This is a genomic window from Corynebacterium sp. CCUG 51687 (genome assembly GCF_024453995.1).
In the GTDB taxonomy this organism is placed as follows: Bacteria; Actinomycetota; Actinomycetes; order Mycobacteriales; family Mycobacteriaceae; genus Corynebacterium; species Corynebacterium pseudogenitalium.
In genome coordinates this window covers 1-14,574 of the sequence record NZ_JAGPYT010000005.1, presented here as the reverse complement: position 1 = coordinate 14,574, position 14,574 = coordinate 1, and the positions used below count along the sequence as shown (strand labels likewise).

Below are 14,574 nucleotides of genomic sequence, written 5' to 3'. Positions count from 1 at the left end.
GCATGGCGAAAGAGAGAATGGGTACGCGCGCGCGGTTGGCGTCGGTGGATCAGTCGATTCAGGCGCGGTTGATGCGTGTGCGTAAGCGCCTGTTGCCGATTCTGCAGATGGGTATCGCGGCGGGTATTGCGTATTGGATCGCGGGGGACATTATTGGCAACGCGAAGCCATTTTTTGCCCCGATTTCGGTGGTGATCATTATTGGCATGTCGGGTGGGGAGCGTATTACGAAGGCGATTGACCTCTCGATTGGTTGTGCGCTCGGCGTGCTGGTGGGGGATTCGCTGTTTTACAGGTTGGGGGATGGGGGTTGGCAGATTGCGGCGATTGTGTCGGGCAGTTTGTTGATTGCGTCGTTCTTTTCGAAGTCGCAGTTGGTGAATAACCAGGTGGCGATTGGTTCGATTCTGATCGCGACGATTATGCCGCCCGGTGCGGAGGTGACGGGTTTTGACCGCACGATTGACGCGGCGGTGGGCTGCATGGTGGCGTTGGCCACGATTGCTCTGATTCCGCAGGGGCCGATGGAGCCGGTGCGCGCGGAGATTTCGAGCTTGATGGGGTTGATGAGTTCAGTGCTTGACGACGTCGCCTCCGGCCTCACCGACCGCGACCCCTTGGTGATCGATGATGCTTTGGAGGCGATTCGCGGGTCGCAGACGGATATTGACGATATGGCGTCGGCGGTGAACGCGGGCAAGGAAACAACGAAGATTTCTCCGTTTTTGTGGGGCGCGCGCCGCTACATTAATTCCCTGAGCTTGGTGATCCCGCCGGTGGATAACGCGGTGCGTTCGTGCCGAGTGCTGGCGCGTCGGGCGCTGGTGCTGTGTGAGGACGGGGACCACGTCTCGCCGAAGCAGATTGAGTTGATCGATGTGTTGGCTAAGGCGTGCCTGGACATTTCTGAGGTGTACGAGGTGAAGTCGCGGCGTGCGCAGGCAACGGTGATCCCGCAGATCGTGAACGAGTTGCGAGCGGTGGCGCAGGGCTCCTCGGTAGACATGCTGGAGAAGGACGCTGTGTTGTCGGAGTACGCGATTTTGGCGCAGACGCGCTCGCTGACGGTGGACCTGTTGCAGGTGTGTGGCATGTCGAGGGAGTCGGCGTTGGCGGCGTTGGCGCCGACCTCTGACACGCCGGCGTACCCGCCGGAGTCCTTCGATTTGCGCTAACCGCGCACCGACTGGATGTCGCGCAGGTGGCGGTAGAACGTCACCCGCTGCAGTGGCCGCGAGTGGGCGACACCGTCCACCACCAGCGTGATGTCCTCCCCGCCGGACTGTAGTGCCCGGCCGGTAAGCACGGTCGCCGGGTCCGTGAGGGCCGGGGCGACCGTTTTGCCTTTCGTGAGCAAGCTGCCCAGCGGCATGCCCGCAAGACCCTCGAGGCGCTGCGGGTCCACGCGGCGCCCCTCCGGGACGACAAGTGGCGTGACCAGCCGTGACGCCGCCAGCCCCGGAGCATCAGGGGTGGGCACCAGGCGCGCCCCGAACTGCCCGAAGAACCGTGCGGAGGGTTCCTCGCCGGTGCGCATCACCAGCTGCTGCGAGTCCACAACAATCTCCCCCACGTACTCATCGCGCCCATCCCCGTGGGAGAGCGTCGCCGAACCGGCCACCACCACGCCCGTGTCCGTCCTAATACACGGCGACGGCACCACCGGCCCCTCGACGGCCAGGTCCACGGACCCCGCGCCCCACGCCACCGCCGCCGGCGATGTCGGATCGGTGGGCAGGTAGGCCACCTCCACCCACATCACGTCCGCGCGCATCAGCCGCGTCAGCACAGCGCTCAGCGCCGCGTCACTGCCGGACACGATTACGCGCAGTCGCTCCTCCGGTCGCTGCGGCGCCAGCTGCGGGGCGCCCAGGTGCTCCACCGACGGCGACTTCTGGATCTCCGCCAGGCTCGGCGTCGGGTCGTGGGGGAGGGCGGAGCTGGCGGCGTCGAGAAGAAAGGAAAGCTCACTTCTCGACGGCACCTCCGGAAGTGTGACCTCCTCCGCACCCGGAACTGTGAGGGAGCTAGCACACGCACAATGAAGAAGACGCATGCCATTCACGCTACAATAAGCCCGGATTAGTGCCTATTAAAGGAGAGAGAATGTCCGCCATCATCATTGTCGGCGCCCAATGGGGCGACGAGGGGAAAGGCAAAGCCACCGATATCCTCGGCGGGAAAGTCGACTACGTAGTCAAACCCAACGGCGGTAACAACGCAGGTCACACAGTAGTTGTGGGCGGCGAAAAGTACGAACTGAAACTGCTGCCGGCCGGCGTGCTCAGCGAGAACGCCACCCCGATCCTGGGCAACGGCGTCGTTATCAACCTCGAAGCGCTCTTCGACGAAATCGACGGCCTCGAAGCCCGAGGCGCCAACGCCTCGCGCCTCCGCATCTCCGGCAACGCGCACCTCGTCGCGCCCTACCACCAGACACTCGACCGCGTCCAGGAACGCTTCCTGGGCAAGCGCGCCATCGGCACCACCGGCCGCGGCATCGGCCCCACCTACGCCGACAAAGTCGCCCGCGTCGGTCTGCGCGTCCAAGACATCCTCGACGAATCGATCCTCCGCCAGAAGATCGAATCGGCGCTGGACGTCAAGAACCAAATGCTGGTCAAGATGTACAACCGCCGCGCCATCGAAGCCGACGCAATGATGGACTACTTCATGTCCTACGCCGAACGCCTCAAGCCCATGATTATCGACGCCGAAAACGTTCTCAACACCGGACTCGCCGAAGGCAAGCACGTCCTCATGGAGGGCGGCCAGGCCACCATGCTCGACGTCGACCACGGCACCTACCCGTTCGTGACCTCCTCCAACCCGACCGCCGGCGGTGCCTGCGTCGGCTCCGGCATCGGGCCGACCAAGATCACGGCGACCCTGGGCATCGTCAAGGCGTACACCACCCGTGTCGGCGCGGGCCCGTTCCCAACCGAGCTGTTTGATAAGTGGGGCGAGTACCTGCAGGAAACCGGCGGCGAAGTCGGCGTGAACACCGGTCGCAAGCGCCGCTGCGGCTGGTACGACTCCGTCGTCGCCCGCTACGCCGCCCGCGTCAACGGCTTCACCGACTACTTCCTGACCAAACTCGACGTCCTCACCGGCATCGGCGAAATCCCGATCTGTGTAGCCTACGACGTCGACGGCGTCCGCCACGACGAAATGCCGCTGACCCAGTCCGACTTCCACCACGCCACCCCCATCTACGAGACGATGCCGGCCTGGGACGAAGACATCACCGGCTGCACCACCTTCGAAGAGCTCCCGCAGAAGGCCCAGGACTACGTCCTCCGCCTTGAGGAGCTCTCCGGCGCGCCGATCAGCTACATCGGCGTCGGCCCTGGCCGCGACCAGACCATCGTCCGCTTCGACGTGATGGATCGCTAGATTCCTGCTTCCTTCGAAGATCGGGACCTGGGAGACGCTCCCAGGTCCTCTTTTTGTTTGGAGCCGAGAGGTGGATATATGCCTCTCAACTTTATTCGGAAAATCGTGAACAAAATTGCAGTTTTTGTGACAGCGCACACAAGCAAATTTGTTCACAATTTCCCGACTCCGCTCGAGAGCACACCTTCCCCCTCCAGGGCTCATTCAAGCCCGTTCAAGTTTGCTCGCCACATACGCAGCTGAATATGCTGACCACTATGAACGCAGCAATGCCCGAAGAGCAGCAGTCAGAGCAGCAACAGCAGCTCGACAACGAGCCCATCACTCAGCTCGACCCCGCGCGGGATTTGAGGTGCGACCCTCGCCAGGTGCTGGTGCTGGGCGACAGCGTGGTTGAGGAGGAGCTCGCGTGGTCCTTCAAGCAGCTCGGGTTTGACGTGACGCATCTGCGCACCACTGAAATAGACCCGGAAGACATGCAGCAGCGGTATCCGTCGTTGACGGTGGCGGGCGCCGGGGTGGACTCTGAGGTGCTGAAGGAGCTGGAGGAGCGCGCCGGGTCGATTGTGGCGCCGTCGGTGGAGGCGCAGGAGCTGTGCAGTTCGCGTGAGGGTGTGCGGGCGACGGCGACGGATTCCTTGGGTTTGCCGACGTTGCGTTGTGAGTTCGTTCGTTCTCCGGAGGAGCTGGAGGAGGCGGCGTTGCGGTTGGGTTTGCCGGTCGTCGTGAAGCCGGGGCGCTCGTCGGAGGGGCAGGGCCAGACGGTGCTGCGGAGTGAGGAAGACTTGAACGTCGAGGTGGTCAAGGCGTGGGAGGCGGCTGCGGAGGTGGACCCGGAGGGTTCGGTGGTCGTGGAGCGGTTTATTGAGTTTGATTTTGAGTTGACGATTTTGGCGGCTCGTTCGGTGGACCCGGCGACGGGTGAGTTGGCGACGTGGTTCTGTGAGCCGATCGGTACGCGGCATGAGCGCGGCCGTTTGGTGGAGGCGTGGCAGCCGGCGGTGTTGTCGGAGGCTGCGGCGGGGAACGCAAGGTCGATTGCGGCGCGGATTACGGGGGCGCTCGGCGGGCAGGGTGTGTACGCGGTGGAGATGTTCGTGGCCGGTGATGACGTGTACTTCTCTGATGCGCGCCCGCGCCCGTCCTTGGATGGGTTGCTGACGCGTGCGACGCAGCGCCTGAACCAGTGCTCGTTGCACGCGAGGGCGGTGATTGGCCTGCCTATTGACGCCACCTTGGTCAGCCCGGGCGCAATGGTCCTGGTGGAGGATGTTGTCCCGAGCGTGGACGATCTGGCGAAGGCGATGTCGGTCGCGGAGACCGGGGTGCGTTTTGTGGATGGTGCTGCGGTGGTGACGTCGACGGGTGAGTCGGCGCAGGAGGCGCGGGACCGGGCGACGCTGGCTGCGTCGCGCCTCTGAACCGGGCCCGTGTTGGATTTGGACTAGTTTACTGGTTTAATTGACAGATTACTGCAATCTTTTTTAGAGATGGAGTTGTCTGCGCATGAACACTTCCCGGTTGGGTATGGCGGTGGTTGCTGCGGTGGTGGCGTCGTCAATTGTGGTGCCGCAGGCGTCGGCGCAGATTGATGTGGAGGCGGCGAAGCCGTTTCTGAACGTGGTTGCGCCGGATTATGCGCAGGCGCTGCATTCGACGGAGGCCTTGTTTTCGCCGGGGAATCCGGATGATCCGGCGACGGTGAGTGGTTCGGTGAAGCTGCCGATGGAGGTGGCGCGTTCGGCGCGGACGGTGAGTGCGTCGGCGAAGGTGCTGACGAACCGCAAGGGGGAGCCGCTGGGGCGGCCGGTGATGGTTGATGATGGTTCGGGGAATTTGACGCCGGCGTTGCATCCGGGGACGTGGGCGCCGGTGCGTCGGGAGCCGATTCGTGTGTTCGCGCAGTGGTATGAGGGCGTGTATACGGAGCATTCGTCGCCGACGTTTTATACGGAGGTGGATGAGAACGGGAACTTTTCGCTGAAGCTGCAGCCGTATGTGGATGCGCGTGGGGTGGAGCGTGAGTTTTTGGCGGATGCGACGGTCGGCGTGGTTGGTTCGGGTGATCGCGGGCGTGATCAGTTGCGTGAGAAGCTGCGCGTCTGGGTGGAGCTGCCGGAGAGCGTCCGGGATGACTACCGCCTGATTCATCAACCGGCGGGTATTGTGCCGCCGACGAATTGGTTGGGCAATGTGACGCCTTCGTATGAAACGAATGGTTGGTGGCGTGGCGGCAAGGTGAATGGGTTCTTCGTGGCGTACCAGGACCGGAGGAACTCGGCGCAGCATCTGAAGGACCGCTCGAAGTGGGTTGACAATGACGGCTCGGGAACTCCGTTTGGTGTGTACACGGGGCAGATGTTTTGGAATACGGTGGATACGCCGTATAACCGGCGCTACCAGGAGTCGATGACGAACAATGCGGGGGATGCGCCGGCTGCTGGGATGATGGTGGTCGGCTCCTACTTGTCGGATGAGGCAGTGGCGAAGACGCTCGAGTATGGCAAGAAGCAGTTCGGCAAGAAGGTGCGTAGCCGATCGTGGACTCCGGAGGATGAGAAGCAGCTGCAGCTGTGGATTAATGAGCAGGTTGCGAAGGACCAGAGCTGGATCGCGGAAACCGCCGTGACCACGACGGACGAGAATGGTGACTTTAACCTGTACTGGCGGGGTACCTACGGTGACACTTACAGCTATCCCGGTCTGGTAGGAAGCTGGCATCACCGGGTTGCGGAGTCGTGGGATGAGGGCTCGTGGGCCAAGGGCAATATGTATTCGAAGCATATTAACTGGGATTGGTCGTTTGTCTCGATTTTGACCCCGGATGGCAAGGAGCTGCCGAACAACGTCGGCGCGATCCACCCGTGGGCGTTGGGGTACTGGGGTGGCCCGGGGCCCGGCGGTAGTTTTGATTATTGGTCGGGGTCGGACGTGCCGTGGTTAAAGCTTTCGGCAGGCTCGGCGTACGCTGGGTCGACGCTGGTGAGCTCGCCGCGCTACGCCTTGTCGACGGCCCCCTTGAAGTTCCACGTGGAGAAGCGGAACACGTTTAACAACTGGGCGCCTCCGGGGGAGACGGTTCGCACGTTTGGTTCGGGCGTGCCGCTTTCGAAGGGATTGAGTTACAAAATCGTCTGGTATGACGACGAAGGCGAACGGGTTCACGAGTGCAAGGCAACGACGCCGGATGACCAGGCGCGCATTGCGTCGTGTGACTTCAAGGTGCCGGATGATGCGAAGCAGGGCGATACGTACATTGCCCGCCTGTTCTACGCGTCGGACGCTGGCAACGTGCAGGCGATGTTGGCGCAGGATTCGTTTGCGGTGACGCACATGTTCCTGGAGTACGGGGATCCGGTTGAGGCGGCCGTCGGTAGACCGGCGGAGGCCACGCCGAGCTTTGATAACCCCGATTCGAATCCGGTGGAGGCGAAGCCGGAGCGCGCGGAGTTCCAGCTGGGTTCGCTGCCGTTCGGGGTTGACGCGTCCCAGGTAAGCGTGGATGATGAGGGCGTGGTCCGTTTCACGCCACGCATGGACCAGGTTGGCGAGCGCATTGAGATTCCGGTGGAGATGCTGGACCCGAGTAACAAGATCCAGCGTTATGATGCGCAGGGTTCGCAGGGCCCGGTCTCGCGTCCGGTGTCGGCCGCGATTGCGACATTCGTGCCGCACGTTGCCCAGTATGCCTTGGAGTACAAGGAGCAGCAGGTGGAGCCGGGGCAGACGGCGAAGTTCCCGGCGCCGACGTTCGATGACCGCGCGACGAAGAAGCATGAGAAGCTCACGTTCGAGGGCACCCAGTTCGAGCTGGAGCGCCCCGTGGAGGGCGTCACTATCGACGCCGACACCGGCGAGCTCACGGTCGATGTGTCACACCGCCAGCTCACTGATGTTGAGGTCCCGGTCGTGGCGCACGTGCCGTACGAGGACCCGATCCGCGGCGTGGCGAAGGTTCGCCTCCGCATGCCACTGCCGGTACTGAGCACGGTTGAGCAGCAGTCAGTAGCGGCGGGTGCACACCAGGAGCGTCTGGTTCCGACGGTGGAGCACGCCGGCAACGCACAGGCCCGCCTGGAGCGCATCGGTGCCGAAGGGAAGTCTGTTGAGGGTGCCTCAGTAGACCTGGACCTGGATTCTGGCGCGATGCTGCTGACCGTCCCGGTGGAGACCAAGCCGGGCGACGACTACGTGATTGTCGTCTCCGCGCTCTCTACCGGCGAAGAGATCGGCCGCATTCCGCTGCGCGTTACCGAGAACGTCGCGGACCTCTACACTCCGAAGTACCAGGGCGCGACGACGAAGGCCAACGGAGATGTCACGCTGGACAACCTGGGCGATGCCCTGCCGAAGGATGCAGAGGTCTCGGTCAGTGGCCCGCTGGACTGGGGCGTTACCGTCGAAGGCGACGCGGTGAAGCTGCACGCGCCGAAGGACGCGACCCCAGGCACCGTTGTCTTCGATATCACGGTGCGCTACAAGGACGGCTCCTCCGACGTGATGCCGGTGCGCGTCCGCGTGGCCGCCTCGGCCACGACGACAGCGCCGACTTCCACTACACCGACCTCAGCTGCCCCTACGGCGACGGTGTCGACGTCCACCGCGACGCCTGAACCAGCGCCGGTGACGACGAAGGGGACGTCGACAAGCGAGGCGACCTCGCAGGTTCCGACCACCCCAGCGACCGCGCCGGGCACCACCCCAGTGCCGACCACCTCGTCGGCCCCGATTCCGCCGGGGGACGCCCGCGCGAACTACGCGGATCCGAACAGCGCGCTCGGCCGCGTGCCGGTTGACATGGGTGGACGCGTCATGACGCGCGACCCGTTCGCCGACTCGCTGGCGCTGGTCCGCAGCTATGAGATGCACGCCCCGGCCGGCGCGCACGGCTGGGAGTTCACACTCGACGAAAACACTGGTCAGATCCACGCAGTCGCACCGTCGCGGGAGTTCCTGGCCGCGCTCTTCGACGAGGCATACGGCAGCGCCCGCGACGGCGTGGTGCAGCTTCGCCCGCCGGTGTGGGCCCAGTTCGCGGTGGACTTCCAACATGTGTTGCGCCCGGCGGTCAACGTCATCATCGAGCACGAGGACGGCCGCGTCGAGCTGGCCACGGCGGCCTTCGAGCTTATCGACGCCCACAAGCACCCGCTGCTCGACCGCACAGCCGACGCCGACGGTGACGGCGTGTCCAACCTCGACGAGCTGGAACAGCGCACGAACCCGTTCGCCGCGCCCGCCCCGACCCCGACCACGTCGCCGGAGCAACCAACCGAGACCACTACCCCGGTGCCTACGACGACGCAGGCACCGGATGCAGGCTCGGAGCGCTGGGAAGTGGAGAAGTGCATTGCGGTTTCCGTCGCGGCTGGCGTGCCGCTGCTGTTGCTGCTGCCGCTGGGTATCGCGGCGCAGGAGATCCCTGGCGTGCAGCAGGCGCTTGCTCCGATGCGCAAGGCGATGGCCGACGCGTTCGGCCCTGGCGGCCAGTCCGGCGTGAAGAACCCGGAGATCGCGCTGGCTGGCGCGGGCCTGCTGGCGTTCGGCGTGGCGCTCAGTGCGCTGATCTATACGCAGTGCGGACCCGAGGTAAACAAGGACGGGTTGAGCAGTAAGAAGTAGGGGCGGATTTTCGAAAATAAACGGTGTCGGAAATATGTTCGAATGGTTGATGATCGATAGGGTACCGGCGCAATAGTATGTGAGTATGTCGCAGAATCCTCTTGAGTCCGATCCACCGGAGTTTGGCAGCCAGCCCCATTGCTACATCCCAACTGAGCCTTGTGATGACGGCGGTAAACGTTGGGACGTCACCGAGGAATTCGCTGAATACATCGCGTGGCTTCGAAAAGATCGAAAAGCGCCGCGTCAATATGCGAAGGTCAGCAGGGACTTTCTTGCCAAACTTAACTGGCTAAACAGGCCTGGGAGCTGCCTCGACGAATCGGATAACGTTGAGCTTTCGGACTCAGTCGTAAACGAGGATGGAGTACATCGAATTCCTGTAGGGAGGAAAGTTGAACCGACGCAATTGCCTAGTGATGTAAGCCTGATCTGGATGGGGGAGTTATACAGCCAGCACGACAATCCGGCGTCGGCTCACCGGGTCTACTTCAGCGATGTCTCTGACCTGGAGGGGAAACCACGGAACCGAGTCATTGTGGGTGGTGGTGGCACGAAAGATCAGATGCGACGAGGTCGGCAGACAAAGGATATTGTCAAAGCCATGGTTTCGGTGACTCGATTCGCGGCTAGCGAAAAGAGTGAAGTTAGGCCACCCGACCCCACAATGTATGCAGATTAGGCTAGCTGGATATAACGTCAGTAAGTTAAGCTATATATTGACTTTGTCGAGTTGGAGGTGAAATTCAAGATGAACAACATTCTTGATCAGTTGTATGAACAAGATAAGGCTGGCATTGACCAGCAGGAGGTGTTCATTGAGCTTATCCACAGTATGCGGACTTTGCGTAAGGAACGTGGATTATCGCAAGAGCAAGTCGGCGAGCGAATGGGCGGATTGTCCAAGGCGAGGGTGAGCCAAATTGAATCCATCAATCCCGTATCCAACCTGCAGCTTCAAACCTTGGCGGACTATGCGGAGGCGATTGATGGTTTCGTAAGTATCGTCGTTTTTAAGCGTGATTCATATCCGACTATCACGGAGGAGCGTGCACGGCGAGCGCAGTATGACACTCGAGAAGCCACTTACGATGTCGAATTGGTGAGTGAAGATATCGATCTGGCTCGAGAGTTTGAAGAATATGTCACGTCGGATTTCCAACCGATACACAGGTGATTCAAGTGGTCGACAATGTTTACGAACTGTCCAACAGGTTCTTTAGCCACTCAACATTTAGCACTCCCGCAGTGGCAGTGGTTCCAACGCCGAACGGCCCCAATCCTCATGGAAAGGCCCCGTTGAGTCTCGGCGCACAGCTTCCGACTCTTAATGAGGCAAACGCTCAAGATGTGGTGAAGGTTCGGTTGAACCTTGCTTTAAATGAGCCGGGGAAGGTGTATTACACCGTTCAGGCTGAAGGTGTGTGGGATAAGCGGGAGGATAGCCCTCAATTCGACTTGGACACATGGGAAACGTTTGTCTGCGATATCGCTCTTCCGCAGCTCTTTGCCGTCTGTAAATATGAACAGGTGGCGTTGACTCGTAGCCGCCAACTGATTCATGCTCGCTTTTCGCTCGATACTGAAAGTCGCTTTATCGGTGATATGAGGCAGCGTCTGCGTACTGAAAACTCCTGATGTGGCGATCGAGCAGGTCACTTTATAGATCGGCGTGCTGGGGGAGGAAGCGCCGGAGTTTCCGTCGGTCTATCTCAGCTTCTGTGTAGAAAACTCGAAGTAGACCGACTTATGTCAATCAATAGAGTGCCCCTATTGGGGGGGTGTTTCGCCCTTCTTGGAGAATTCTCGCCATCACTTTGGCTGATCTTTGTCGGGAAAAACTCAGGGAGGAACTCGTTTCGGCAATTGCCGGATAAGACACTGAACTAAAGGTCTGGCACAAATGTCGTGAGCGCTACGTTTGTGTTTCGGTGGATGTGTTTGGGCTCTATTCCCGTTGGGGCTCAAAGAATGTTTGGCGGTAATCCGCTTGACTGCTGTTGAAAGTCAAAAGAAATAGGGCCGTTATCAATCCATTCTTAAAACGCTTTAACCAAAAGAAAAGTAACCGGCCGGGGATGGGGCTTCAGTTTGGGTCGATGCAGGCTGCTGTGGATTCCGGCCGAATAGGGGGTGAATGCGGGCGGAATTGCGCAAGTTTCTCGCGAAAAAGGATTCCTGGAACAGTGCACTCCTGTCGATATTGTTTAGTTTCGGGAAAGGTCTGTGCACCTTATTGACGGGCACGGACACAACTTTCTGGACATTCAGATCTTCGGGAAGAAGGAAGAAACATATGCGAAAGAGCATCACGGCACGTCGCGGCACTTCGATTGCCGCCGCGGCGTTGTCCTTTGCACTGGTGGCCCCGCTGGCTCAACCTGTTGCGTTTGCACAAGACAACCCGCCGGCTTCTGCTGCTCCTGCCTCAAGCGCTGACAAGGGCGCCCAGCAAGGCGAGGGTAAGAACAAGCAGGTGCCAAACGCCATCTTTACTAAGGGTGGCTGGCGTGATTTCTATGGCTATCACGGCTGGGCGTACATCAATAAGGATGGCCGCCACGATGACTTGTCTTCGAACAATGAGCCGCTCAAGGGCAATGTCATCTACCTGCAGTACGTGACCAAGAACGGTGAGGTCTCGCCGACGTTCTATACCACGACCGATTCCGAGGGTCGCTTCTCCTTCGACCTGTCTGAAAACGTGACCAACGAGGTCGACGCGCCGCCGTTCTGGCTGGCCGCCGGTGGCGTTCGCGTCCGCGTGTGGGGCGAGAACCCGGATCCAAGCAAGTACTCGGTGGTTGCCGCGGGTGACTTCAACTCGGGTCGTTACACCTCGATTACGGACCGTGTGCAGGAATCTTGGAACTTTACTGCAGGCCCTGCTGGTTCCCGTATTACCAACGGCCGTTTTGTGCTGGAAGAGAAGCCGAACCACGTTGGTTGGTTGGCTAAGCCGGAGAAGGATTGGACCCGAGCCCTCGATGGCGAGACTGGTGAGCCGACGGTTGATGGTCAGTTCCCGTACTACGGAGACTTTGGCGCGATCAAGAGCATTGCCCACCCGAACGAGTCCATGGTGTGGTGGGAGACTGGTGAGTCTGCCGGTACCTTGCCGGGTTACTACAAGTACCAGCCGAGCCGCGGCGATCGCGCCGCTGGCGGAATCGAGATTGTCGCGTCGTACCTCAACGACGAAGTCGCGCGTCAGATTGACGCCTGGAAGAACGAGAACCCGAACTACACCGTTGAGCAGGAGCGTGCGAACCAGGAACGCATCATCAAGGCGTACCAGGATGAGCACGGCGAAGGCTCCCACATTGCGGAGACCGTGGTTGCCCCGTCTAAGGACGACGGCACGATTTACTTGCCGTTCAAGGGCACGCTGGGCTACTCGCGCGACAAGGCCAACTTCGGTGTGAACAATGTGGTCAGCGACGAAGACTGGGGCAAGGTCGCCGACGACTATCAGAACCAGTGGGTCAACGTGTTTACCGGTGCTTCGTTGTACGACGTGCGCCACATCAACACTGACTACATGTACATCTACCCGAACATCGAGGGTCGCGACGTGAAGAACTCTGCGTTCGTCGCCAACATGTTCATGAACTACGGCGACCAGGGCACCGTTATTGCTGGCGCGAACATGAACGGTCTGCAGTTCCCGTTGATGACTGCACAGCCGATCTTCGATATTCCGGAGTACAACTCCTACGACAACAAGGGTCGTCCCGGCTCCAAGGTGACCACGAAGACGTCCGGCCTGCTGCCGAACACGGAGTACGCAATCCGTTGGTACGCCACCGCCCCGGACGGCACCCAGACCGAGATCAAGGACGCGATGTGCAAGATCAAGAGCGATGACAAGGGTGCGCTCGAGTCTTGTGATTTCCAGGCTCCGGAAGACCTGAAGGAGACAACCGTCTACACCGCTGCGCTGGTTTCTGTTGACCCGGCTTCCGGTGAGCCGTCTGATCGTTGGGAGATCGCAGACTCCTTCACCGCTGTTGTTCCTGAGCCGCTGCCGTTGGGTTCGGTGGGAACCGATTTCCCGGATAACGACGTCACGCCGCTGTTCAAGGATCTGCCGGACAATATGAAGGAGGGCGCTGAACCGTCCTACTCGGCTAACGACTTGCCTGCAGGCCTGGAGATCGACCCGAAGACCGGCAAGATCACCGGCAAGCCGACCACCCCGGGCACCACCGAGGTCATCGTGACCCGCGAGGTCGAGGTCATGGTCGAGCAAGAAGTGCCGGTGCTTGACGACGACGGCAAACCGGTCTACGAAAACCCGGACGAGCAAGATCCGGAAAAGCGCGTCGAGAAGACCGAAAAGAAGCTCGTTCCGCAGAAGCGTAAGGAGCAGGTGGTCACCAAGATCACGGTGACGGACACCAAGCTTGCCGACGGCGTCGTCGGCGAGGACTACAAGCAGGAAGTGAAGCCGGAAGGCTTTGACAAGCTGCCGCAGGGCTACGAGCTGAAGAACGGCTCTATCAAGGTTGAGGGTCTCCCGGAGGGCCTCGAACTCAAGGACGGCACAATCACCGGCAAGCCGAAGAAGACGGTTGACGCTTCCGAAGAGAAACCGAACGTCACCGTCACTTACACGTTGGTGGATCAGGACGGCAACGAGACCGAGCACACCGACGTTGTGCCGTTGAAGGTCACCGACCAGGCGGGTAAGTACGACCCGCAGGGCCAGGACCAGGAGGTTGCGAAGAACTCCGAGCCGAAGGCTGAGGACTCGATCGCGAACAAGGACGAGCTTCCGGAGGGCACCAAGTACACCTGGAAGGATGCGCCGAAGACCGACACTTCTGGTGATAAGAAGGCTGTCGTTGTTGTGACCTACCCGGATGGCACCACCGATGAGGTGCCGGTGACGGTGAAGGTTGCCAAGGATCAGGCTGAGCAGTTCGACCCGCAGGGCCAGGACCAGGAGGTTGCGAAGAACTCTGAGCCGAAGGCTGAGGATTCGATCGCGAACAAGGACGAGCTTCCGGAGGGCACCAAGTACGCCTGGAAGGAAGCTCCGAAGACCGACACTTCTGGTGATAAGAAGGCTGTGGTCGTTGTGACCTACCCGGATGGCACCACCGATGAGGTGCCGGTGACGGTGAAGGTCGCTAAGGATCAAGCCGAGCAGTTCGACCCGCAAGGTAAGGACCAGACGGTCGAAACCGGCAAGAAGCCGGAACCGAAAGACAACGTCAAGGATGCGGACAAGCTGCCGAAGGGCACGACGTTCAAGTACAAGGAAGATCCGGATACCACTACCGCTGGTGATAAGCCGGTCACCGTCATCGTGACCTACCCGGATGGTTCCACCGACGAGGTTGAGGCCAAGGTCGTTGTTCAGGATAAGGTCACGCAGGCTGACCAACATGATCCGCAGGGCCAGGACCAGACGGTTGAAACCGGCAAGAAGCCGGAACCGAAGGACAACGTCAAGGATGCTGACAAGCTGCCAAAGGGCACGACGTTCAAGTACAAGGAAGATCCGGATACCACTACCGCTGGTGATAAGCCGGTCACCGTCATCGTGAC

General features: G+C 60.7%; 9 protein-coding genes. 8 read left to right on the top strand and 1 reads right to left on the bottom strand.

What is annotated here, in order from left to right; genetic code table 11:
* The first annotated feature begins 2 nt into the window (after nt 1-2).
* On the top strand, nt 3-1,175 hold the full coding sequence (locus KBX13_RS06340) for an aromatic acid exporter family protein (RefSeq protein ID WP_256021284.1): 1,173 nt from the start codon (nt 3-5) through the stop codon (nt 1,173-1,175).
* Here the strand turns inward: KBX13_RS06340 and KBX13_RS06335 are convergent.
* Nucleotides 1,172-2,056, bottom strand: a complete 885-nt coding sequence (locus KBX13_RS06335; RefSeq protein ID WP_256021283.1) for a hypothetical protein — start codon at nt 2,054-2,056, stop codon at nt 1,172-1,174. The genes KBX13_RS06340 and KBX13_RS06335 overlap by 4 nt on opposite strands.
* Before the next feature lie 50 nt (nt 2,057-2,106).
* On the opposite strand from KBX13_RS06335, the gene KBX13_RS06330 reads away from it, so the two are divergent.
* The 7 genes from KBX13_RS06330 to KBX13_RS06300 all read left to right on the top strand — a co-directional run.
* Entirely contained in the window at nt 2,107-3,396 is a 1,290-nt protein-coding gene (locus KBX13_RS06330; protein ID WP_070361829.1) for an adenylosuccinate synthase, read from the top strand.
* Nucleotides 3,397-3,653: 257 nt separating this feature from the next.
* Nucleotides 3,654-4,817, top strand: a complete 1,164-nt coding sequence (locus KBX13_RS06325; protein WP_256021281.1) for an ATP-grasp domain-containing protein — start codon at nt 3,654-3,656, stop codon at nt 4,815-4,817.
* A gap of 85 nt (nt 4,818-4,902) precedes the next feature.
* On the top strand, nt 4,903-9,018 hold the full coding sequence (locus KBX13_RS06320; RefSeq protein ID WP_256021279.1) for a YPDG domain-containing protein: 4,116 nt from the start codon (nt 4,903-4,905) through the stop codon (nt 9,016-9,018).
* 85 nt (nt 9,019-9,103) lie between these two features.
* On the top strand, nt 9,104-9,700 hold the full coding sequence (locus KBX13_RS06315) for a hypothetical protein (protein WP_256000831.1): 597 nt from the start codon (nt 9,104-9,106) through the stop codon (nt 9,698-9,700).
* A gap of 69 nt (nt 9,701-9,769) precedes the next feature.
* Nucleotides 9,770-10,195: a helix-turn-helix domain-containing protein gene (locus tag KBX13_RS06310; RefSeq protein WP_256000832.1), complete on the top strand. Its 426-nt coding sequence runs from the start codon at nt 9,770-9,772 to the stop codon at nt 10,193-10,195.
* A complete protein-coding gene (locus KBX13_RS06305) occupies nt 10,192-10,656 on the top strand; it encodes a hypothetical protein (RefSeq protein WP_256000833.1) in 465 nt (154 codons plus the stop codon). Before KBX13_RS06310 ends, KBX13_RS06305 begins: the two co-directional genes overlap by 4 nt.
* 658 nt (nt 10,657-11,314) lie before the next feature.
* On the top strand, nt 11,315-14,574 hold a 3,260-nt coding region (locus KBX13_RS06300; RefSeq protein WP_256021277.1), incomplete at its 3' end, for a Rib/alpha-like domain-containing protein.